This window comes from Rhizobium sp. Leaf453, assembly GCF_001425605.1.
Lineage (GTDB): Bacteria > Pseudomonadota > Alphaproteobacteria > Rhizobiales > Rhizobiaceae > Pararhizobium.
In genome coordinates this window covers 64,947-87,374 of sequence record NZ_LMRG01000012.1, presented here as the reverse complement: position 1 = coordinate 87,374, position 22,428 = coordinate 64,947, and the positions used below count along the sequence as shown (strand labels likewise).

Below are 22,428 nucleotides of genomic sequence, written 5' to 3'. Positions count from 1 at the left end.
TACAGGACCCGCCATGACACGCATCGTTTCCACCCTCCTCAAGACGGCTTCGTTCTCACGCCGTGCCGTGCTGACGGCCCTGCTCGCCTCGACCTTCGCAACCGGCCTCGCAACGATGCCTGGAAACGCGCTTGCCGAAGATGCCAAGACAATCAAGGTCGGCATCATCAGTGGCGAAGACGAAGACGTCTGGCGCGTCGTGACCGCCGAAGCGGCCAAGCAGAACCTGACGATCGAAACGGTCGTCTTCAACGACTACACCCAGCCGAACGAAGCGCTGGAGCGCGGCGAAATCGACGCCAACGCCTTCCAGCACCAGCCCTATCTCGACAACCAGATCAAGACACACGGCTACAAGATCGTCTCGGTCGGCTATACCGGCGTCTGGCCGATCGGGCTCTATTCGAAGAAGTTCGCGAAGCTCGATGAGATCAAGGATGGCGCCATCATCGGCGTGCCGAACGATCCGTCGAACGAAGGCCGCGCGCTGCGCGTGCTGCAGAATGAAGGCCTGATCAAGCTGAAGGACGGCACCGGCATCCTGGCGACCATCGCCGATATCGTCGAGAACCCGAAGAACATCGAGATCAAGGAACTTGACGCCGGCGTCGTCGGCCGTGCCATCGACGACCTCGATGCCGCCGTCGTCAACACCGACTGGGCGCTGAAGAGCGGCCTGACACCGGAAAACCGCATCGCTCAGGAGCCGGTTGCCGACAATCCCTACCGCAACTTCATCGCCGTGAAGGCCGGTCAGGAAAACGAAGCGTGGGTCAAGACGCTCGTATCCGCCTACCAGAACGACACGGTGAAGGCTGAATTCGACCGGGTCTACAAGGGCACTGGCATCAGCGCCTATTGATCCGAACCATCATGCAGACTGCGAAGGCGGCTGTCGGACTTTTGTCCGGGCCGCCTTTGGCGTTGACCAGACAGTGCCGCGAAAGCGGAAAGGACGTTCCATGAATTCCCACACAACCGTGGCTCCGGTTGCCACGTCGCGAAACAAGGCCGACAGCCCGGATGTCGTCCGGTTGACGGATGTCCGGCGCCACTTCGGCAAGACCGCCGCGCTCGACGGCGTCTCGCTCTCCGTCAAGAAGGGTGAAATCCTCGGCATTATCGGCCGCAGCGGCGCGGGAAAATCCACGCTGATCCGCTGCCTCAACGGACTGGAACGGCCTGATTCCGGTTCGGTCCTGATCGAAGGTCGCGATATCACCGGCCTTTCCGAACAACAGCTCCAACCGTTGCGGCGCAAGATCGGCATGATTTTCCAGCACTTCAATCTGCTGTCGGCAAAGACCGTGGAGGAAAACGTCGCACTGCCGCTAAAGATCGAGGGCTTGCCGAAAGCGGCCCGGCTGAAGCGTGCAGCGGAACTGCTGGAACTCGTCGGCCTGTCGGACAAGGCCAAGGCCTATCCGTCATCGCTGTCCGGCGGCCAGAAACAACGCGTCGGCATTGCCCGAGCGCTCGCCGGTCGGCCGGCGCTGCTGCTGTCCGACGAGGCCACCTCGGCGCTCGATCCGGAAACGACCCATGCGATCCTTGCCCTCTTGAAGGACATCAACCGCAAGCTGGATCTGACGATCCTGCTGATCACCCACGAGATGGAAGTCGTGCGCACCATCGCCGATCGGGTGGCCGTGATCGATGGTGGGCGGATCATCGAGGAAGGGCCGGTCTGGTCCGTATTCTCCGATCCCCAGAGCGAGACCACGAAGAGTCTGCTCAATACCATCCGCCCGCAACTACCAGCGCATATCGCACAACGCCTCAGCCAGACGCCCGGCGGCGAAGCCGTGCTCAGCGTCGATCTCGCAGGCCCGGACGCCAACGCGCCGCTGTTTGCCGATCTCTCGGCCGCGCTGCCCAACGCATTCCGGCTGATCCATGGCGGCATCGACCATATCCAGGACCAGCCGGTCGCCCGTTTCTTCATCGGGGTACCCGATCCAACCCGACTCGATCCCGTTCTGCAATTTCTGAAGGGCCGCTCGGCTCGCGTGGAGGTCCTTGGTTATGACACCCGTTCTGTTTGATCTGCTCCTTCGCTCGATCTGGGAAACCCTTCTGATGACCGGGGCCTCCGGCCTGATCTCGCTTCTGGCGGGCCTGCCGCTCGGCCTGGCATTGATCGCCACGGATCGCGGCGGCATCGCGGAAAATCTCTGGATAAACCGGCTGCTCGGCGCCATCGTCAACGGCTTCCGCTCGGTGCCTTTCATCATCCTGCTGGTAGCGTTGATCCCGGTGACGCGGCTGATTGTCGGAACCGCGCTCGGCACCTGGGCGGCGATCGTGCCCCTGGCGATCGCGGCGACCCCCTATTATGCCCGCATCGCCGAGGTTTCGCTGCGCGAGGTCGACCGCGGCCTGATCGAAGCCGTGCGCGCCATGGGCGGCAATCGCTGGACAATCATCCGTGAAGTGCTGGTACCGGAAGCGTTGCCCGGCATTGTCGCCGGCTTCACCGTCACGCTGGTGACACTGGTCGGCGCATCGGCCATGGCGGGCGCCATCGGTGCCGGTGGCCTCGGCGATCTCGCCATCCGCTATGGCTACCAGCGATTCGAGACCAACATCATGATCGCGGTCGTCATCGTGCTGATCATCATGGTCTGCGGCATCCAGTGGCTGGGCGACCGGCTCGTCGCCCGTCTCGATCACCGAGCCTGACAATCGACCGGCGGCCGTCTATCGGAAACGGGAGGCGGCTGCCGGATGGCTTTCGGGCAGACGACCACTCTCACCACCGAAAATCTTCTGCCGCAGGGTGCCCGGCGCATAGTCCCGCTTGAACAGCCCGCGCTCCTGCAGGACAGGCACGACCAGGTCGACAAAATCCGTTAGGCTCTCCGGCGCGACTGTACGGGCGAGATTGAAGCCGTCGACATCACCTTCGCGCATCCAGACCTCGAAATGGTCGGCAATCTGCTCCGGACTGCCGACGATCGGCTTTTGCCGGCTGCCCAGCACCATCTGGTCGATGATTTGCCGCATCGTCGCATTTTCCTTGCCATCGGTGAGGGCCGCGAGTGCCGATTGATTGGCGTTCGTCCTGGTCTGTAGGATCGGCTCATCGAGTGAAAACTGCGACAGGTCGATGCCGATCGAGCTGGAATAATGCGCAAGCGACGCCTCGACGCTGGCGTGACGGCGATAGTCCTCCAACCTGTCCTTCGCCTCCCGTTCGCTGCGGCCGGTGACAACCGTCACCAGGTTCAGGACCTTGACCGAATCCGCCCAACGGCCGAATGCGACGGCGCGGGCGCGAAGTCCATCGACAAGCCCACGCGCCGATACCGGTGACGAACTGGCGATGAACACCGTTTCGGCATGCCGGGCCGCAAAATCCTGTCCGCGGTTGGACGCACCCGCCTGGAACAGGACCGGCGTCCGTTGCGGCGAGGGTTCGCTGAGATGAATGCCGTCCATCCGGTAATGTCGGCCTTCATGCCGGACTGCACGAACCCGATCGGGATTGGCGAAGACACCCTTCTCCCGGTCGCGCAGAACGGCATCGTCAGCCCAGCTGCCTTCCCAGAGCTTGTAGAGAACCTCGAGATATTCTTCCGCCGCCTCATAGCGCGCATCATGATCAGGCTGCTGCGGCAGGCCCATGCTGCGGGCAGCGCTGTCGAGATAGCCGGTGACAATGTTCCAGCCGATCCGACCTTTCGTCAGGTGATCGAGCGTCGACATCCGGCGGGCAAACAGGAAGGGCGGCTCGTAGGTCGTGTTGACAGTGACGCCGAAGCCGAGATGCTCGGTCACCGCAGCCATGGCCGAGAGCGGAATCAGCGGATCGTTGACCGGGATTTGCGCACCACCGCGAATGGCCGCCTGCGGGCCGCCCTCATAGACATCATAGACCCCGACGATATCAGCCAGGAAAATGCCGTCGAGCTTTCCCCGCTCGGCGGTTTTTGCAAGGCCCGTCCAGTAGTCGAGGTCGGTATATCGAAGCGAACTGTCGCGCGGATGCGTCCACAGGCCGTGATTGATATGACCGACACAATTCATGTCGAAGGCATAGAGCTGAAGCTGTCTGGTCACGATGATCCGGGCGGGGTGCGGTTAAGCCGATTGCTGCGACGGAGTTTCAACATCGCTCATCCGGCGTCAAGCGGCGACGGAGTTTACCCCCGCCGCTTCGCCTTCTGGTTCAGGAAGCTGATCGACAGAACACCGAAGATCAGAAGGCCGGTGCCCACCTGCTGCCAGTAGAAATTCAGGCCGGTCAGCAGCAGGCCGTTGGCGACGATGCTGAGCAGCAGGACGCCGAGAACGGTTCCGGGAATATTGGGGCGGCCGAGCGGGCTCAGCGTCGTGCCGATAAAGGTCGCGCCGATCGCGTTGAGCAGGAAGGCGTTACCGGACGAGGGAATGTAGACGGTCACTGTCGATGTCAGGATCAGTCCGGCAATGGCCGCAATAATGCCCGTGAGCACATAGGTCACGGCGACATGAGCGGGAACGGCAACGCCGGAATAGCGGGTAACGCTGGCCTGGATGCCGATCGCGGTCAGGACGCGGCCATAGCGGGTTTTAGACAGAATGACCGCGCTTGCGACGATGACAACGAGGACGACGACCAGCGGAAAGGGAATGCCGAACACCGTGCCATGACCGACGAAACGGAAGGCCTCGGGGACGCCTGCAGGCGGCAGATAGACCGGGTTGCCACCATTGGTGAGAAGCTGCTGGATGCTGCGCCCGATGAACAACGTGCCGAGCGTGGCGAGGAACGGCGATATGCCGATGCCGACGATCAGGATCGCATTGAACACGCCGACAAGCGCGCCGCCGGCAAGCCCTGCCAGCAAGGCCAGCGGCACCGGTTGCCCGGCAAGGACGAGGGAAACGAAGGCGAAGCTGGCGAAATCCACGGCAGTGCCCACGGACAAATCGATGCCCCCAGCGGAAACCGCAAAGGTCATGGCAATGGCGACGATCGCGAGCAGAGTGAAATTGTTGACCAGGATGCTCTGCAGATTGGCCGGCGCCAGAAAGGTCGGTGCCGCCACGGAAAAGGCCGCGAAGACCCCGATGATGGCAACCACCAGCGCATATCGCACGACATGACCGACGATCAGGCGTCCGGAAAACGCGCCACCGGAAACAAGGCCAAAGGTCATGGATCAGCTCTCCTGTTTGCGCAGAAGCGTGGTGGCGGAGACCACGAGAAGGATGAGGATGCCCTGGACGCCGTTCACCAGCGTGCTGGAAATGTTCAACAGCTGAAAGCCGTTGATCAGAAAGCCGACGAGGAGCGCCGAGAGCAGCGTGCCGGTGACGGTCGGAACCAGACGGCGCGAGAAGACCGTGCCGAGAAGCGCCGTCACCACGACGGGTAGCAGCATTTCGCCGGCCCCTGTCGTGCTGCCGCTGAGATAGGAGACCGAGAGGATGCCGGCAGCACCGGCGCAAAAGCCGCTCGCGACGAAGGACCCAGCAATCAGCCTGCGGACGGGAAGCCCCGCCGCCCGCGCTGCATCCGGAAATTCGCCCGTTGCGTAAAGCCGCAGACCTGTCGCCGTGAACTGCACGATCGCCGTCGCGATTGCGGTGAAGCCAAGCAGGACATAGGCGAGAACCGGCAGACCGAACGGGCCGGTTGCCGAAAGATATGACAGAAAGTCTGTCGTTGCCGGCACCACCGTGTTTTGCGTGAGCACCAGTTCGAGACCGGCGACGATGTTCATCACCGCCAGTGTCGCCAAGAGCGGTACGACACCGACCAGCACGACGGCAAAGGCGTTGACCACGCCGATCAACGAGCCGGTGGCGAGGGCACCGGCTGCCGCAACCAGATCGCTATGCCCCAATTGGATTAGCGTCGCATAAACAGCGGCGCTCAGGCCCATATTGGCAGCAACTGACAGGTCGATGCCGCCGGTCACGACATTCGAACCACCGGCGATGATAACCACGGTCAGACCAATCGCCAGCACACCGAGAATGGCCGATTGACCCAGCACATTTCCGATATTGCCGATGGTGAAGAAGTAAGGCGCTGCCAGCGAGAAATAAAGAAGGATCGCCCCGAAGGCGAGAAACGATCCTGCCCGTAAAGCAAAGGCTGCGGCATCACTGCCCCAGTTGCGCTGCTTCGGCTCCGTCGTATCCTCGGGAGCGAAAGCGGGCGTGAACGATGTATCAACCGACATGGCGGCGTCCTTCCGACGATCTGGCGAGCGATCCGGTTGCTTCTGCGAGCACCGCGTCCGGTGTCGCCTCCGAAGACTTGAACTCCCGGACGACCTTGCCCCGATAAAGCACTAGGATGCGGTCGGTGATCCCGACAAGCTCGGCGAGATCAGAGGAAAGGACCAGGACGCCGGCACCGCGCGCGGCCAGATCGCCGATCAGCTTGTAGATTTCGACTTTCGAACCGATATCGACGCCGACAGTCGGCTCGTCGAGCAGATAGATTTCCGATTGCCGGCTCAGCCATTTGGCAATCGCCACCTTCTGCTGGTTGCCGCCGGAAAGCGTGCGCGACAGCGCATCACGCCCGCTCGTCTTCACCTGCAGCCGGTCGATCAGCCCATCGACTTCCGTTCGTTCGCCGTCGCGGTCGAGAAAGCCGAGGCGCGTGAACCGTGCGAGACTGGCAAGCGTGATGTTTTCGGTGACGCTGAGATCGAGCGCGATGCCATTGCCGCGCCGATCCTCGGGCACCAAAGCGAGATGACCGCGCACCGCATCGGCCGGCCGGCGGAAGCGCACGGTTTCACCATCGCTGACGACCTCGCCTGAGGTCGGCGTTTCCAGACCGAACAGGGTGCGCAGCAGGTCCTTGGCGCCGGACCCAAGCAGGCCTGTCACCCCAACGACTTCGCCGCGGCCGACCTTGAACGAGACGTCCTGGTATTTTCCGGTCAGGGACAGCTGGCTGACCGACAGGACGGGGTCACCGATCTCAACCGCCCGTTTGGGAAACATGTCGCCGATGTCGCGCTCGATCATCAGCGATGCGATGGCCGAAGCCGAGGTATCCTTGACCGCCAGCGTGCCGACATTGGTGCCGTTGCGCAGGACCGTGACCTCGTCGCAGAGGTCTTCGATTTCTCCCAGATAGTGGGAGATATAGATGATCGTGATGCCCTCCGCCCTCAGCCGGCGAATGAGATTGAAAAGAATATCCGCTTCCCGCCGCACCAGCGCCGCCGTCGGCTCATCGAAGACGAGAATTTTCGGCCCGTGCAGGAGCGCGCGGGTGATCTGCACGATCTGCTTTTCGGCCGTCGTCAGATCGGAGATCAGCGCACTCGTCGGCAAGCGAACACCGAAGTAGCGATCGAGGATTTCTGCGGATTGCCTCTGCATCGCACGCCGGTCGAGAAACGGCGTCCCGGCGATCCGTGGCTCGCGGCCGAGAAACAGCGCTTCGCCGACCGTGAATGTCGGCACCAGCAGCCGGTCCTGATGAATGAAATGAATGCCGAGTTCCTCGGCCAGATGCGGCGTGACCGTATCGTATGCGCGCCCATCGATTTCGATCAGCCCGGCGTCCGGCTGGTGCAGCCCGGCCAGCAGCTTGATCAGGGTGGATTTTCCGGCACCGTTCTGGCCGACGAGCCCGTGAACCGTGCCGCGCCGAACCGAAAGCGAGGCGCCGGACAGGGCACGCGCACCGCCGAAATGCTTGACGATGCCCTGAAAATTCAAGGCAAGCCCTGCGTCTGTCTCAGGAGAAGATTGGCTCACGACGACACCTCGAACATCCTGGCTGATTCAGATAAAACTGCCCGGGCACGGAGGCGCCCGGGCAGTCGCGTCGAATACCGGCAGGATCAGCCGATACCGAGCTTTTTGCTGACCTCGTTGACATTCGCCTTGTTGGCGAGGATCGCCGGAACATAGGTTTCGCGCGGCAGGGTCTGGCCGGCGAGCAGGCGGGCAACGTTCTGGATGGCGACGCGGCCGAGTTCGGCCGGCTGCTGCGCGACATCGGCTGCGGCTGGCGAGGCTGCGTCAGCGACCAGCTGCAGCACTTCCGGGCTGCCATCGACGCCGTAGGTCTTGATCTCGGTGCGGCCGGCCGCGACGAGCGCCTGTGTCGCGCCGAGTTGCGGAATGTCCCAGGCCGACCAGATCGCCTTGATCGACCCCTTTTCCGGATATTTGTTGAGGATGGCGGTGATCTGGGCGAACGCATCCTGCACGGTGTTCGGAATGACGTCGCGCAGTTCCGGCTCGATGATCTTCACCTTGGGGAAGTATTTGACGACATTGACCAGCTGGTCGTAGCGGATGGCGCAGGGCGTCACACCGTAGAACCCGTTGAACACGACGATATTGCCCTCGCCGCCGATATCGGAAACCAGCTGCAACGCCAGATCCTTGCCGATACCCCAGTTATCCGAGGTCGCATTGTTGAGCGAGTTGTTCGAGCCGACATCGATGGTCAGCACCGGAATGCCGGCATCGCGCGCCTTCTTCAGCCAGGGATCGATGACCGTGAGCGTGCCAAGCAGCTGGACGATCGCATCCGGCTTCTGGGCGATCAGCGTCTGCAGTTGCGCGACCAGTTTGCCGTCGTTGCGGCCGGCATCGACGGCAATCGGTTCGCCGCCCAGACGCTTCACTTCCTCAATCTGGGCATTATAGGCCTGCAGGTCGAAGAAGTGATCGGTTCCGGTTGCACTGATGGCAATGCGCTTGCCTTTCAGCGACAACTCCTCGCCGGCCGCTACGGCCGGGCGCGATGCCACCAGGCTGGAACCCGCAACCACCGCACCGGCAATCGCCGAGAATTTCAACAATTCACGCCGGCCAAGGCCAGCCTTGTTTTCGATGTCCGTCATAACCCACCCCTCAGAAACGAGCCATCGGCTCAATGAATAATGTCCATAGATTATATGGACATTAGAAGTTTCCGAGGAATGGAATTTCAAATGACGAAGTCCAGAAGGAAAAAATGAGACCTCTTGCGGGGGCCGGAAAAGCGCCACCGCTCACTCTTCATCATGACAACGAAACACGGCGGACCTCGCTGAGATCCGCCGTCTTGTCATGCCTGCGTTTCGGCGGGCCGATCAGCTGAAGACGAAGTCGCTCGCAGCGAGCTTGGTCACGTTCTGCAGGATGGCGATCAGTTCCTTGTCGGCAAAGGTGCCGGTGCCATCGGCGTCATACCAGAGCCGGCCGTTGTCGGTCTCAAACAGGAACGTGCCCTTTGTCGTCGTCGCCACCGGGTCGGTGCCATTGACCACCAGCACCTTGTTGTCGATGACGCCGAATGTGTATGGGTCGATCAGAAGACGGTCCGTCCCGCGCGTGAAGTCGGTGACGACATCGCCTTCACCACCACGGCTGTCCCAGGAAAACTGGAACTTGTCGGCGCCCGTGCCGCCGGTCAACCAATCGTCGCCGCCGCCGCCATTCAGGATGTCGTTGCCGCCGCGGCCTTGCAAGACGTCGTCGCCGCCGCTGCCGTTGAGCGTATTGGCCTTGGAGTCACCACGCAGATCGTCATCGGCATAACTGCCGTTGATGGTTTCGATATTCTTCAGCGTCAGTCCCTTGGCAAGACCATCGTTCTTGGTCTGGTTTTCGAGGTCGAGAACAGCCGATGTGGTATAACCGGAGAAAGAGAAGTTATCGGTGCCTGCGCCACCATCGAAGAGGTCCTTGTTGGCGCCGCTATCGATGCGATACAGATTGTCGTTGCCATCATCGCCGAAGACCTGATCCGCACCCTCACCGTCGGTGATGTTGTCGATGCCCTTGCCGCCGCGCAGGATATCATTGCCGGCGGCGCCATCGATCATGTCGCTATCGGCGCTTCCTGTCACAGTATCCTTGCCCGAACCGCCGAGATATTGCAGGGATTCAAACGCCTTGAAGGTGGTTGTCGAATCCAGCGTGATGGTACCGGTGGTGAATTTCAGCGTGAAATTCTTCGTCTGGTTCGAAAGCAGAACGATCAATCGGTCATTGCCGGCGCCACCATCGGCGAAATCGCCGACACTGGTGAAGATCACGTCGCCACCGGCCTCACCATAGATCTTGTCACGACCGGTGTTGAACACGTAGCTATCGCCATAGATCGTGTCGTTGCCGGCGCCACCCTTGACCGTATCGTTGCCATCATCGCCGGTGATCGTATCGTTGCCGTCGCCGCCCGTCAGTGTATCGGCACCGCCACCGCCATTCAGCGTGTCATCCAGCTTGCCACCGGTGAACTTGTCGGCGCCCGTGCCGCCGGAGATTGAAATACGCTCGAAGTTCGTCAGCGTAACCGGCGCATTCGTGACCTTGGCATTTGCCGAAAGCGTGAATGTCAGGTTTTTCGTGGAATAGGCCAGATTGAGGGTCGCAAAGTCTATGCCTGAGCCACCATCGGCCGTCACGCTACCGCCACCATAACCGGCGGTCAGGTTATCGTCGCCGGTGCCGAGCAAAACCGTGTTCTTGCTGGGGGTCGCTGTGTTGTAATCCTGCAGGTAGACAGAATCGTTTCCGGAACCGGCATCGATCTTGTTGTTCCCACCATTGTCGTTGATGAAGTCGTTGCCTGCACCACCTTCGAGCGTGTCGTCTCCCACGCCGCCATCAATGGTATCATCGCCTGCGCCGGCCTTGATCGTGTCATTGCCGTTGTCACCGTTTATCCGATCGGCACCCTTGGTACCAAGCAGGGTATCGTTGCCGTCACCGCCAAATGCGTTGATACTGAGCGCCGAGCCGACCGATTTGATGATGTCGTTGCCCTTGCCGAAATTGACCCAGTAGTTCTCGAAATTCTTCAGGCTGGTGCCGTCGGAGAAAGTTGCGGTCGTGCCGGTGATCGTCAGCGTGCGCGCTACCGTGTCCGATCCGCGAAGGAGGGTCACGCGGTCAATGCCGGTCCCGCCATCGCCCTTGTCGTTGCCGCCCTCGCCGAAGGTGACTTCGTCATCGCCGGTCCCGCCGGAAACGATGTCCGCTCCGCGGCCTGCATCGAGCACGTCCTTGCCGCCGCCGCCGTTCAGCGTGTCATTGCCGTCATAGCTGTTGACGATGTCATCGCCGCTTCCGGTGGTGATCTTGTTCCCGACCGTGTCCGCCGTGCTGATGGTGTAGTGTTCGATCCCGGTAAAGGTGGTCCCGCCCGTCAGGGTCGTTACGGCACTTGCCGCCTTGCTCGTGAAGTTACCCTTGAAGCCGTAGATCTGGATGCGGTCGCTGCCGCTCGTGTCCTTGATGACATCCTTCCCCTCGCCGAATGCATAGGTATAGACGTCATTGCCGGAGCCACCGCTGACCGTGTCGTTGCCAAGGCCACCTGACAGAATGTCGTTCCCGGAACCGCCTGTGAGCGTGTCATTGCCGGCGCCACCCATCAGGGTGTCGTCACCGGTGCCGCCATCCAGCGTATCCTTTCCGTCATCACCCTGGAGTTCATCATTGAGGTCGCCGCCGTAGAGCTTGTCGTCGCCGAACCCGCCTATAAGCTTGTCCACACCGCCATCACCATACAGCAGATCATTACCATTATCGCCGTTGAGATTATCCTGGCCGGAGCCGCCACGCAGGGTGTCATTGCCCTCGCCGCCGTTGAGAATATCCGAACCGCCGCCGCCGCTCAGCACATCCTTGCCAAGACCCCCGTTGAAGACATCGTTGAAAGCGCCCCCCGTAAGCGTGTCATCCTTGCCAGAGCCGACGATATTGAAGGCCTCGACGTTCTTGACCTTAATATTGCCCGTCAGGGTCAAGGTCGAAATCCAGTCGATGACTTTGATCGACAGCTTTGTCGAGGAGGTCGAATAATCGATCGTCAGCCGGTCAATGCCGGAACCGCCATCGACCACGTCGCCATTGCCTTCTGTAAAGGTTCCGACGCTGACTACATCGGCGCCGCTGCCACCATTGATCTTGTCCTTGCCGAGACCACCGGACAGCGTGTCGCCACCGCTGTTGCCGTTCAGGGTATCGTCACCATTCTCGCCATAGAGCATATCACCCTGAAAGCCGCCGTTCAGGATGTCCTTGTCGTCACCGCCATAGATGTAATCCAGGCCGAAGCGACCATAGACAGTGTCGTTTCCAGCATAGGCATAAATGAAATCGAGATATTCGTCAGTCCCGGTCAGCGTTTCGCCCTTAGGCGTGCCGTATTTGTAAGCCATTTCGTTCTCCAGTGTGCTGGCCGACCATGGCTCCGCCGTGCGGAAGCGCCGGCCTTAAATCGCTAAGAATATGCGTGAAATACAGATGTAGCTGCTCTTGCCGGCCCGTCGGCCAAGGCATCGCCGGATAGACAGACCCGCCATTTGAATAGGTTCTGCGCAGGAAAATGCATTGAAGTCCCCCCGTCCCCATTTTCGGAATCCTGCGCGAGCAGGGAATCCCGAAAAATCCCGCAGAACTTATCGGCGACGGGGCGGGCGGCGCCCATCCCCTGAATGGGTGAGGCGGAATGAAAAACCCGGGAAAGCGGTGGCTTACAGAAGCCCGCGCCGGTCCGCCTCAAGGGCAGCCTCGGCACGCGATGCGATCCTGAGCTTGCGGTAGATCGACTTGATATGCGTGGCGCAGGTATTGCGCGAAACGCCGAGCTTGCCGGCGATGTCCTGTGCCGTCAGGCCCTTGCCGAGCAGGCTCAGCACCTCCTCCTCGCGGTGCGTCAGCGCTTCGCCATCCGCCGAGGCCTCCGCGTCCGGCGGCAGCAACCGGGAAAACGCCTTGAAATGCGCCATCATCCGCAGCGCCATCTGCGGCGAAAGCGGTGGCTCTCCCCGGTCGATGCGGCGCAACTGCTCCACCAGGCTTGCCATCGTGACACCCTTGAGGATGTAGCCTTTCGCGCCCGCCGCCAATGCATCGAAGAGCGTGCGATCATCATCGAAGATGGTGATGACGATCGGCAGCGTCTGCGGCAGATTGTCGGCGATCTTGCGGATGATCTCGATGCCGCTGCCATCCGGCAGGCCGATATCCGCCAGCACCAGATCGAAACTCTGCCGAACCCCATCGCGGCCGAACAACAGCGCCTCGGCCTCGGCGCAGGTGCCGACCGACGCGCAGGCAACCCCCTCGAACGCGGTCCTCAATGTCTCGCAGATCCAGCCGCGCACCTCGCGATTGTCCTCGACAACAAGAACGGACTGCGTCGACAGGCGCGGCACCGTATTCATTGTGCAGGCTCCGAAACGGCAAATTCCAACCGGACACCATGCTGCCCGCCGGACTGCCATGTCTGAAGCGCTCCGCCCAACTGCTCGGCGCGGGCCTGCATGTTGCGCGATCCCATGCGGCGGAACTGCGCGTTGCTGCGCCTATCAGAACCCGTGGGCTCATCCGTTGAACACGTATTGACAATTTCGTGCGAAAGGACCTGCTCCCGCAGGCTGGATCGCACCCGAATGACACCCGGCACGCCATGGTTCAGCGCATTGGACAGGGCCTCCCGGTGGATTGCATGAAAATTCCGGTGCAGCCGGTAGGGCAGTGTCAACGCGCCTTCATCGGTTTCATTAAGCGGCCAGTCCAGCGTGAAGCCCTGCAGTTCGGCACGCGTCCGGCTTTCATGGCGCATCTGCGCCACGAGGCTTGCCAGCGTGACATCCCGCCCTGCCAGCCCGCTGGCGATCTGCCTGATATCGGACAGCGCATCGACGATGCATTCCTGGCGCCGGGCTTCCTCCGTCGCATGCAGGCCGGACAGGAGCGTTGAACCCACCTCGTCATGCAGGTCGCGAGCGATCCGGTGTCTCTCTTCCTCGACCCCGCGCTCATAGGATGTCCGATCAGCGATGGTCGTCACGATCAGCGCGCTCAGTTCGCCGGCAAGCGCCGCATCTTGATTGTTGAACAGCCGCCGGCCCTGTGCGGCATAGCTCAGCGTCAGCGTCGGCAGTCCGCCGATGGAGGGAACCAGCATCTTTTCCCCCTCATCCAGAATGACCGGAGAAACATTCTCTGCCGATCCTCCTGTTCGCTCGATATGCATGGGGCTGAACGTGGTGTCGAGCGCGGCAATCCACGCAGCATCCCGCGCTACGGCGTTCGGCTGAAGCGCAACGGAGACGGTTCGCCGGTACAGTTCCGCGAGATCCGGCATACCGGACCGGAAGATCCGGTCGAAGAAGAAATCCCGCAGGGGCAGGTAGGCGATACCGGCGAGCGCCACCGCGATCGCCAGGGATGTCGTTGGACTGATTCTGAGCAGCATGATCATCGACGCATCGATGGCGAAGAGCAGGCCGATCGTCGCGGCATAGAGAAGGATGCGATAGGCCCAGCGGCCGAGATCGAACAACCGGAACCGCGCGATGGCCAGTGCCGTACCGACATAGATACCTGCCAACGGGATGAAGGCAACGCTTTGGGTGACCAAGACGTCGAAGCCGAGCACGACGGGCACGGCAACGAAGATGACGAACGCGCCGGCACCCATGATGACGGAGAGCCCGAGCCACAGAAGAACGGCCCGGCTTGCCGGATCCTGCCGTGTGGCCCGGTATTGCGCGATCACGAGCGCGACGATGGCGACCAGCATCAGCATGATGACATTCTGGGTAGAGACCACGTCATGGGGCGCCAGTTGCATGCGGTAGAGCAGCAGGAACACCAAGCTCAGGACAGAGACCGGCCAGAGCCATTTCCTCCGCATCACAACCACGGGATAGATGGCGAAGAGATAGATGGTCGCGACACCGAACGTGAATGTGAAAAACTGGTTGATCGCCGAAAGCGGCACGAACAGCGCCGGATCAAGCGCCATATGGCGGGTACTGTAGATACCGGCAGAGAACGCTGCACCAGCCACGCCCACGCCGGCCATCGCGAAAGCCACGACGGGTGGATGCGATGGTTTGAGCGCCATGAAGAAAGCCGCGATCGTCAGCGTCAGGAACCCCGCGCCGAATTGTATCCAGAATGCCGAGGGCAGCGAACCGATCGGGCGGGATGGCATTACAGGCAGAGTTTCAACCCTCAGTGCCTGATTTTCCGCGCTGTCAGCATCGCGCACGGCCAAGGCAATCTCGTCTGCCTCCAGAAGACCGTTGATCACACTCTGACGATCGAAGAAGGCATTGAGTGCTGTATAGCTTGGCAGCATGTCCGGCTCTTCGACCAAATCGCTGCTATCGACGAAAACGCCATCCGCCGGAGCACCTGCAAGATGCTGTTCCAACGCCGAACGATCGATCAGCTTTTCGGAAAATTCCGGCAACGATCTGAGCAGTGCGACCAGTTGCAGACGCTGGCCGTCCAGCTCCACCAAAGCTTTTCCGTCGGAAACTTCGACACGCTGGATATCCGTAACTCTCTGGGCCAGCGTGACGTAAAGCACGGCGGCGCAGATGACGACAATCACGCTAAGAAAGATTGTCAACCGGAACAGAGGTGCGCGAAGATGCACTGAGGACAGCCACGAGATCGAGAAACAGAGCCCCAACTATACCGAATATATCGGCATATAGAAGTACTTGGCGAGCATCAAAGCGGGGGCAGCTCGCATCTTGGAACTCGGGTGACCAGCGACGACCGGGCGTTGTATTTCTTGTCGCGGAACGCGTTGTTCGATTTTTATTGACTGCGCTCACAAGACCATTGGTAGGCGACGCATGACACAGAGCGACGTGCCGGCGTTTTTTTCAATTTGTTCATCATGAAGAAATCCGGACAGCTCGCCCGGTTGTGATTTCGCCCCCCACAACAAACTTCACCATCATGAGAAATGCGGCACATCAAGGGGCATGGCCAGCCGTTCGGAGGACGGTAAAGCCTTTTTCACCGCGTTCTCGGAAGGAAAAATGCCATCGCAGGACCTTACTTAAATCTCGCAAGAGAATTTCTCAGTATTGCTATGTTTCGCAATTTAAAAGAGAATTGCCATCGGGCCATTTGCCCCAAAGTTCAGGCGACCGGAGAGAACGATGTCTCGAAAATATCTGATGGCTGGCATAACAATCGCACTCATAGCGCTTTCAGGATGTGCGACGTAAGGGAGCAATACAAGCTATGCGCAATGGCAAGGAGCAACTCCAGAGCCGAATTTCGCCACCATCCGTTCCGGCGGCACAAGCCCGGGTTACTAACCCGCCGATTGGGCAAGACCGGGCAACCACCATGAGAACCGATGCCGCCCGGTTTTGCCGCGACCGTCTCCCGACGACGAAGAGAGATTTGCGACAGCACCCGGAGCGACATTCCAGTGACAATCATGTCTGCCCGAATATCTCGGGGCAAACCCCACCAGATACGCGTGCCGCCGATCGCCGGAAATCCTAATCGTCGCCAGCGCGATAGGTTCCGGACGGCTTCTTGGTGAACCAGAGCATCCCCGACACCTTGAACAGGAAAGCCGTTGTCCAGCCGAACAGCAGGATGCCATTCACACCCTCCATGGCACTCGCGAGACGCCATTTCCCGGAGAGTGTAATGTCACCATAGCCAATGGTCGCGAAGGTGATCGCGGAGAAATAGGTGGCCTCCTCCATGTCCTTGAGCTCCCCCGTCAGCCAGTAGGCAAAAGCCCAGATCATGATCTCGATCAGGTGAGCAACGACGAAACCGATGACGAAGAAATAGCTCCAGTTCAGGCGCTGCAGAGCCGACATGCCGGTCGCATTGCTCAGTGGCTGCAAGCCCACACGGTAGAGCAGCAGAACCGCCCCACCATGGATGACGATCGTGACCAGCAGCAGCGCAGTTGCGACTATGATCACCAGAAGCACGACTTCTCTCCAAAGGGCTATAAGCCCGCTTATATCATTCGTGCCGCCGGGAAATCCGGGCTATTGGCCCGCGGCTCCCGGCAGTCACATTTCCGCCCGCGACGGCGGAACATCGCCGCCGGCGCGTTCAATCCTTTTCGGCCAGAAGCTCCGCCCGGATCAACGCCAGTTCCGCCTTCCGCGCATCATCAACCTCAGGCATTTTCAGGTTGAGTTTCTCGAAGACGGCCGTGACCACTTCCGATATGGCGAGGCGCGCAAACCATTTGTTGTCGGCCGGGATGACAAACCAGGGCGCCCAATCCGTGCTCGTGTTGGACAGCATGTCCTCGAATGCCCCTTGATAATCGTCCCAGTGCTTGCGCTCGGCGAAGTCAGCCGGAGAAAACTTCCAGTTCTTGTCTGGCTCGTCGATACGGGCAAGGAACCGCTTCTTCTGTTCCTCCTTCGAGACATTCAGGAAGAATTTCACGACGATCGTACCGTTCCTGCGAAGGTATTTTTCGAAATTGTTGATCTCCTTGTATCGCTTTTCCCAAACGTCCTTGCCGCGCGCCTGCGGCGGCAGCTTTTGCTTGACCAGCAATTCCGGATGAACGCGGACGACGAGCACCTCCTCGTAATATGAGCGGTTGAAAATGCCGATCATCCCGCGCCCGGGAAGCGCAACCGACGCGCGCCGCAGATAGTCATGATCCAGATCGTCTGCCGAGGGCGCCTTGAAACTCGTGACCTGACAGCCCTGCGGATTGATACCCGACATCACATGTCGGATCGCGCCGTCCTTGCCGGCCGCATCCATGGCCTGGAAGATGAAAAGGACGGAATAGATATCCTGCGCGTACAGCGTTTCCTGCATCGCCGACAGGCGCTCGACGTTTTTCGCCACATGCTCCAGTGCGCCGGCCTTGTCTTCATAACCTCCGGTGAAGTCCGGATCGAAATCCTTCTTGAGGTTCACCTTGCTGCCCGGCTCGACGGCGATATCGCGGAGCCGGAATTTGACACGGCCGCCATCCCCGACTTCGATCTCACGCTTCTTATCCAGATCCACCTCGATCTTCATGTGCCCTCCTCAGAGATCGGACTCTTTTTTTGATTCTTCGTGTTTATTACTGGTTGATTTAAAGATTTCTGATGCCATTATACCAAGATAAAAATTGCATTTCGTCAACACCTTAGTACGATGTTACCGTCGATTGGACCGCAAACTTTTTGGGCCGAGGGCCGGAATTGGAGGAAGTATGTCTGCGCAAAATCAACAGAATGACGGGAAATCGAATGATGGCTTGTTCATGTCCGCGGATGAGTTGCGCGACTATGCCGACAAGATAGATACCGCGCGGGCTTCCCAGGCGTTTCAGGGCATGAAATCAGCGGAAGACGCCCGCAAGGAACTCCTGGCCCGCCTCTCCAAGCCGGTCGAAGTCACGGATGAAATCCGCAACAGGGTTCTGTCACGACTGAAGCAGGCTGCAAAAGACGGCCGTACGGACCTGATGGTGATGCAGTTTCCGGTCGAGCTTTGCACCGATGGTGGACGCGCGATCAACAACAGCGAAGCGGAATGGCCGGAAACGCTGACCGGCGTGCCGCGGCAGGCCTACGAAATCTGGCGCGACAAGCTGAAACCCGCGGGATACCGCCTCTCGGCGATGATCGTGGAATGGCCGCATGGCATGCCTGGCGATGTCGGCCTTTTCCTGGCATGGGGTGAAGTCCGCAAATACTGAGCGGGCGCGTTTTACCCGGCTCCGCGGTTGATCGCGGGGCCGGAAAATCCCGATTTTCACGTCCGAAGCCTCTTGAATAAACGGCCACTTTCCCGGCGGTCAGGTTTTTCGAGTTGCAGTATCGCCCTCGCGGGCAGAAAACGCCGCGACGGCATCTTCCAGGTCATCAAAGACCATGTTTTCGCCGATCCGGTCGATGACGCCGGAGCGCGTCAGGATGTCACGCGGCGCGCTGTGCAACTCGACAATCCCGAATTTCAGCCCCCGCTCCTCGATAAATGAGCAGAGATCGTCAAGCATTGCCGCAGCAGTGCTGTCGATATGAGCCGCGGCACCTGCATCGAAGATGTACCAGTGCGTTCCCTCCGGCAGCGCTTTGATGGTCTCCTCGATGCGCAGACGGACATAGTCTGCATTGAAGAACTGCAGGTTTCCCTGCAGGAGATAGATCGCCATGCCGGCGATTGGTTGCCCGTTGGGATAGCGGTGCAGCTTGTAGAAGCCCTCGCGGCCGGGAACCCTGCCGAGCAGCGCATCGCGCGGGCGCAACTCGCGCATCAGAACATAGAGCAACGTCGCGCTGATCGCGACGATCACGCCCTGCAGCACACCGAGAACGAAGACGCCGGCAATGCTGATCAGCGCGAAGACAAATTCAATCCGACTGATGCGCCACAGCTCTGCCAGACCTCTGATATCGATCAGGCTGATGGCGGCGGACGCAAGAATGGCGCCGAGCGCCGGTGTCGGCAGAAGCGACAGAGCATCGGTCAGGAAGACGACGGTGAAGGCGAGCGCCGCCGCCGAGACGAGACCCGCCAGTTGGGTCTTGCCGCGCATCATGTCGTTCACGGCCGTGCGCGAATCCGAGGCGGTCACAGCAAAGCCACCGAAAAGGCCGGAGGCGACATTGGCCGCGCCGAAACCCATCAGTTCCTGGTTGGCATCCACCGGATATCTGTTTTTCGCCCCGAAACTGCGGGCCGTGACGATGCCGGCACCGAAGCTGACGATCAGCACGGCGATTGCACCCAGGATCAGGTCGCCGATCGGCGCGCCCGCCGGCAGGGCCAGCATCGGGACAGGCAGTTCGGACGGAATCTTGCCGACAACCCCGATGCCGACGCTTGCAAAATCGAACGACGCCGAAAGCGCAGTCGCCAGGACGACAGCAACAAGAGGACCGGGGATGAGCGGCGCCCACTTGCCGATCATGCGCAAGAGGACAAATAGTGCTGTGCTCAGCACCATCGACGGCCAATGGATGAGGTCGGCTTTCGCAATGAGCTCGATAACCGGTCGAATGAAACCATCGCTTTCGATCTTCAGCCCGGTGACGCGACCGATCTGCCCGACCAGGATGGAGAGCGAAATGCCGGTCATGAACCCGGTCAGGATCGGTCGCGACAGGAAATTGGCGATGAAGCCGAGCCGCAAGGCGCTGGCGATGAAACACAGGATGCCGACAGTCACGGCGAGCACAGCCGAGGCTGCCACCCGGTCTTCCATGGTTGGCAGATTGAAGGAAAGAAGCACGGCGGCCAGAACCGTGACCGTGCCCGCGTCCGGCCCGACGATCAGTTGGCGCGATGATCCCAAGAGCGCGTAACCGATCACGGAAAGCATGCTTGCATAGAGCCCGATCTGTGGTGGCAGGCCGGCAATGGCAGGATAGGCGATGGCACTCGGCAAACCGACTGCGGCAATCGCCAGGCCCGACGTCAGGTCATAGCGCAGCCATCCGGGCTGATAGCCCCTCAAACTTGCCAGCATGTCCCCCCCTTGATATGCAGCCAGGTCCCGCCAACGACTTTCTGCTGAAGCTCCTGTGATCGAGGACAAGCAAAGGCAGCTACCCGTCTCAAGTCCCTGCGCCGATCTCCTGGTAGTGACGGATACCGGCGCGCGTATTGGAAAACATGCGCTGCGCTCCCAGGGTTTCGGCGAAGCCGGAAGCCCTGACATATTCCTCGACATCGGGATTCATCCCGGCCAACCAGAGCACGATTCCCTCCTCCGCCAGACTGCGCTCACCCTCGATGATAGCCTGAAGTGCGGAATACTCGATATCGACGACCCGGCTGAGGTCAAGCATGAGAACACGTGGCTTGGCCTCGCGCGCAAGTTCGCGAATGCGGTCGACAACCTGCTGCGCATTGGCAAAGAACAGCCGCCCTTCCGGACGCAGGATCAACAACCCTTCGAAAGTCTCGTCTTCCTGCCCTCCCTCGATCGGACGGAGGAAATCCTCACCGCGCTTGCGACCGATGACATGGATCCGAGCATTGGCGGCCTGACTGGAAAGCCCCACCAGCGACAGAATGATGGCAACGACGATTCCCTGAAGCGTGCCGAAAAACAGGACGCCGACAAACGCGGCCAACGCCCATCGGAATTCCATTCTCCGCACCTTGCGGATGGACAGGAATTCCGCCGGCTGTATCAGGCCGATGGAATAAACAATGACGATGGCCGCCAACACCGCCTGCGGCAAAAGCCCGAGCAATGGCGCAAGCACGAGCATCGTCGCGACCGAAATCGCCGCAGCGGCAAGAGACGCTTTCTGCGACCGTCCGCCCGTGGCGCGCACAACCGCAGTCTGGGAGGTTCCGCCACCGGCAGGCATTGCCCCAAACAATGCACCGGCAATATTGGCTGCGCCGGTGGCGATCAATTCCCTATTGGCCCGGATCGGCGGCTCGCCCGGCGCAGCGAAAGCACGGCCGGCGGCGATCGTCTCGGTAAAGCTCATCAGCGCGATACCGATCGCCCCCGGAAGCAGTTGGATAACCAGGTCGACACTCGGCAATGTCAGGGAAGGAAGCGCCTGCGGGATATGGCCAACGACGGATACGCCATTTGCGGCCAGACTGCCCAGCCAGGAAATCGCGATGCCTCCACCCACGATGGCAAGCGGAGCCGGCGAATGGGGCCAAGCCCGCTCCATTAGGATGAGCAGGACCAGCGCCGCTACGCCGATAAGCACCGTCAATGTCGAGGCTTCCGGCAAATGGCTGGCGAGATTGACGAGATCGCGAAAGAAGCCTTCCTTGGCGAAGTGAAGTCCCAGAAGCTTGGGAATCTGATCCAGCACGATCACGAGCCCTATCCCGGCCTTGAATCCCGTCAGCACCGGTGCCGAGATGAAATTCGCGACGAATCCGAGGCGCAGGGCCGAAGCCGCAAGCAGCAACAGTCCGGCAAGAAGGGTCAAGGTCGCTGTCGCCACGATCAATTTGGCGGGATCGCCATCCGGGACCACTTGGGCAAGCTGCGCTGATGTGAGGATCGCCAGCGTCGTCGTGGAGCTGACACTCAGTACCCGCGATGTCCCCAGAAGCGCATAAACCACCATCGGGACGAAGGCAGTGTAAAGCCCCACACTCACCGGCAGACCGGCAACGGTCGCATAGGCCATTGCCTTGGGAAGAATGACGGCGGAAGCCGTCAGGCCGGCGATGATGTCCGGGCGCAAGGTGGCATTCGGCACCACCGGGATTTGAACAGAACCAGATCCTCCGGACATGACCTACCCCAATCTGCCTACAGTTTTAGAAAGGCGTGCCCTGCCCGCCAGACATCCAGTCCCACCGTCGCGTGTTCAGCCAGGAATGCCATGATTGACCAAGCCGCCGACAAATGAATGCCTAGCATACATGCCGGTTCATCGCGAAGTGCCGGTTGCAATAAAGTACGAGATTTTACAAATTTTCCACGCCATGCACCGAAGGTCAGCGGCGTCCACTTTATCGGGACACTTTCCGAATGCTGAAAAATGTAATTTCGTATATCTCCCCAAAAAACCATTGATAAATATATTTATGCTAAAATAATCACAACATATAAATGATTATACTAATATAACTGAGAAAATAATTGACAAGAATTTGAATTATTCTTTTTAATCTCGGAATAAAAAACGAATTGCGCCCAAAAATGTCAGGACCGCGACGATTCAAGTTCAGCCTCCCGGCCGCGAGAAAGAATTTCTAGGCTTGCAACGGGCAGGC

General features: G+C 60.1%; 16 protein-coding genes. 4 read left to right on the top strand and 12 right to left on the bottom strand.

Features of this window, described 5'->3' with window-relative positions; all coding sequences use genetic code 11:
* Window positions 1-13: 13 nt before the first annotated feature.
* The 3 genes from ASG68_RS13990 (at window position 14) to ASG68_RS13980 (ending at window position 2,682) form a co-directional block, all read left to right on the top strand.
* The gene (locus ASG68_RS13990) at window positions 14-862 is read left to right on the top strand and encodes a MetQ/NlpA family ABC transporter substrate-binding protein (protein WP_062583788.1); all 849 of its coding nucleotides are present in this window, start codon (window positions 14-16) and stop codon (window positions 860-862) included.
* Between the two features lie 100 nt (window positions 863-962).
* Entirely contained in the window at window positions 963-2,045 is a 1,083-nt protein-coding gene (locus tag ASG68_RS13985) for a methionine ABC transporter ATP-binding protein (RefSeq protein ID WP_062583787.1), read from the top strand.
* On the top strand, window positions 2,026-2,682 hold the full coding sequence (locus ASG68_RS13980; protein WP_062583786.1) for a methionine ABC transporter permease: 657 nt from the start codon (window positions 2,026-2,028) through the stop codon (window positions 2,680-2,682). Before ASG68_RS13985 ends, ASG68_RS13980 begins: the two co-directional genes overlap by 20 nt.
* Before the next feature lie 18 nt (window positions 2,683-2,700).
* On the opposite strand, the gene ASG68_RS13975 is transcribed toward ASG68_RS13980, so the two are convergent.
* The 10 genes from ASG68_RS13975 to ASG68_RS13930 all read right to left on the bottom strand — a co-directional run bounded on the left by ASG68_RS13975 (window position 2,701) and on the right by ASG68_RS13930 (window position 17,751).
* Entirely contained in the window at window positions 2,701-4,062 is a 1,362-nt protein-coding gene (locus ASG68_RS13975) for an LLM class flavin-dependent oxidoreductase (RefSeq protein WP_274534217.1), read from the bottom strand.
* An 83-nt stretch (window positions 4,063-4,145) separates the two neighbouring features.
* Window positions 4,146-5,144 carry an ABC transporter permease gene (locus ASG68_RS13970; RefSeq protein ID WP_062583785.1) on the bottom strand — a complete coding sequence of 333 codons (999 nt, stop codon included), beginning with the start codon at window positions 5,142-5,144 and terminating at the stop codon, window positions 4,146-4,148.
* Window positions 5,145-5,147: 3 nt separating this feature from the next.
* Window positions 5,148-6,176 carry an ABC transporter permease gene (locus ASG68_RS13965; RefSeq protein ID WP_062583784.1) on the bottom strand — a complete coding sequence of 343 codons (1,029 nt, stop codon included), beginning with the start codon at window positions 6,174-6,176 and terminating at the stop codon, window positions 5,148-5,150.
* Window positions 6,166-7,719 (bottom strand): sugar ABC transporter ATP-binding protein, encoded by a 1,554-nt coding sequence (locus ASG68_RS13960; protein ID WP_062583783.1) that lies wholly within the window; start codon window positions 7,717-7,719, stop codon window positions 6,166-6,168. Before ASG68_RS13960 ends, ASG68_RS13965 begins: the two co-directional genes overlap by 11 nt.
* 86 nt (window positions 7,720-7,805) lie before the next feature.
* Window positions 7,806-8,819: a sugar ABC transporter substrate-binding protein gene (locus ASG68_RS13955; RefSeq protein WP_062583782.1), complete on the bottom strand. Its 1,014-nt coding sequence runs from the start codon at window positions 8,817-8,819 to the stop codon at window positions 7,806-7,808.
* Window positions 8,820-9,050: 231 nt separating this feature from the next.
* A complete protein-coding gene (locus tag ASG68_RS32770; protein ID WP_082478431.1) occupies window positions 9,051-12,128 on the bottom strand; it encodes a calcium-binding protein in 3,078 nt (1,025 codons plus the stop codon).
* A 315-nt stretch (window positions 12,129-12,443) separates the two neighbouring features.
* The gene (locus ASG68_RS13945) at window positions 12,444-13,136 is read right to left on the bottom strand and encodes a response regulator (RefSeq protein WP_062583781.1); all 693 of its coding nucleotides are present in this window, start codon (window positions 13,134-13,136) and stop codon (window positions 12,444-12,446) included.
* Window positions 13,133-15,340 carry a sensor histidine kinase gene (locus ASG68_RS13940; RefSeq protein WP_156373855.1) on the bottom strand — a complete coding sequence of 736 codons (2,208 nt, stop codon included), beginning with the start codon at window positions 15,338-15,340 and terminating at the stop codon, window positions 13,133-13,135. The genes ASG68_RS13945 and ASG68_RS13940 overlap by 4 nt, the downstream gene beginning before the upstream one ends.
* A gap of 895 nt (window positions 15,341-16,235) precedes the next feature.
* A complete protein-coding gene (locus ASG68_RS13935) occupies window positions 16,236-16,685 on the bottom strand; it encodes a potassium channel family protein (RefSeq protein ID WP_062583779.1) in 450 nt (149 codons plus the stop codon).
* A gap of 127 nt (window positions 16,686-16,812) precedes the next feature.
* Window positions 16,813-17,751: a polyphosphate kinase 2 family protein gene (locus ASG68_RS13930; RefSeq protein ID WP_082478430.1), complete on the bottom strand. Its 939-nt coding sequence runs from the start codon at window positions 17,749-17,751 to the stop codon at window positions 16,813-16,815.
* Window positions 17,752-17,980: 229 nt separating this feature from the next.
* Between ASG68_RS13930 and ASG68_RS13925 the strand changes: the two genes are divergently transcribed.
* Window positions 17,981-18,418: a hypothetical protein gene (locus ASG68_RS13925; protein WP_244484236.1), complete on the top strand. Its 438-nt coding sequence runs from the start codon at window positions 17,981-17,983 to the stop codon at window positions 18,416-18,418.
* 99 nt (window positions 18,419-18,517) lie between these two features.
* Here ASG68_RS13925 and ASG68_RS13920 read toward each other — a convergent pair whose 3' ends face one another.
* Together ASG68_RS13920 and ASG68_RS13915 are read right to left on the bottom strand one after the other, a co-directional pair.
* Window positions 18,518-20,191 (bottom strand): SulP family inorganic anion transporter, encoded by a 1,674-nt coding sequence (locus tag ASG68_RS13920; RefSeq protein ID WP_062583777.1) that lies wholly within the window; start codon window positions 20,189-20,191, stop codon window positions 18,518-18,520.
* Window positions 20,192-20,279: 88 nt separating this feature from the next.
* The gene (locus ASG68_RS13915) at window positions 20,280-21,944 is read right to left on the bottom strand and encodes a SulP family inorganic anion transporter (RefSeq protein WP_062583776.1); all 1,665 of its coding nucleotides are present in this window, start codon (window positions 21,942-21,944) and stop codon (window positions 20,280-20,282) included.
* Window positions 21,945-22,428: the final 484 nt, after the last annotated feature.

What these genes read in the sequence shown, in the direction of transcription:
- ASG68_RS13990 (WP_062583788.1), top strand. Translation starts at nt 14, where the DNA reads ATGACACGCATCGTTTCCACCCTCCTCAAGACGGCTTCGTTCTCACGC.
- ASG68_RS13985 (WP_062583787.1), top strand. Translation starts at nt 963, where the DNA reads ATGAATTCCCACACAACCGTGGCTCCGGTTGCCACGTCGCGAAACAAG.
- ASG68_RS13980 (WP_062583786.1), top strand. Translation starts at nt 2,026, where the DNA reads ATGACACCCGTTCTGTTTGATCTGCTCCTTCGCTCGATCTGGGAAACC.
- ASG68_RS13970 (WP_062583785.1), bottom strand. Translation starts at nt 5,144, where the DNA reads ATGACCTTTGGCCTTGTTTCCGGTGGCGCGTTTTCCGGACGCCTGATC.
- ASG68_RS13965 (WP_062583784.1), bottom strand. Translation starts at nt 6,176, where the DNA reads ATGTCGGTTGATACATCGTTCACGCCCGCTTTCGCTCCCGAGGATACG.
- ASG68_RS13955 (WP_062583782.1), bottom strand. Translation starts at nt 8,819, where the DNA reads ATGACGGACATCGAAAACAAGGCTGGCCTTGGCCGGCGTGAATTGTTG.
- ASG68_RS32770 (WP_082478431.1), bottom strand. Translation starts at nt 12,128, where the DNA reads ATGGCTTACAAATACGGCACGCCTAAGGGCGAAACGCTGACCGGGACT.
- ASG68_RS13945 (WP_062583781.1), bottom strand. Translation starts at nt 13,136, where the DNA reads ATGAATACGGTGCCGCGCCTGTCGACGCAGTCCGTTCTTGTTGTCGAG.
- ASG68_RS13930 (WP_082478430.1), bottom strand. Translation starts at nt 17,751, where the DNA reads ATGAAGATCGAGGTGGATCTGGATAAGAAGCGTGAGATCGAAGTCGGG.
- ASG68_RS13925 (WP_244484236.1), top strand. Translation starts at nt 17,981, where the DNA reads ATGTCCGCGGATGAGTTGCGCGACTATGCCGACAAGATAGATACCGCG.
- ASG68_RS13920 (WP_062583777.1), bottom strand. Translation starts at nt 20,191, where the DNA reads ATGCTGGCAAGTTTGAGGGGCTATCAGCCCGGATGGCTGCGCTATGAC.
- ASG68_RS13915 (WP_062583776.1), bottom strand. Translation starts at nt 21,944, where the DNA reads ATGTCCGGAGGATCTGGTTCTGTTCAAATCCCGGTGGTGCCGAATGCC.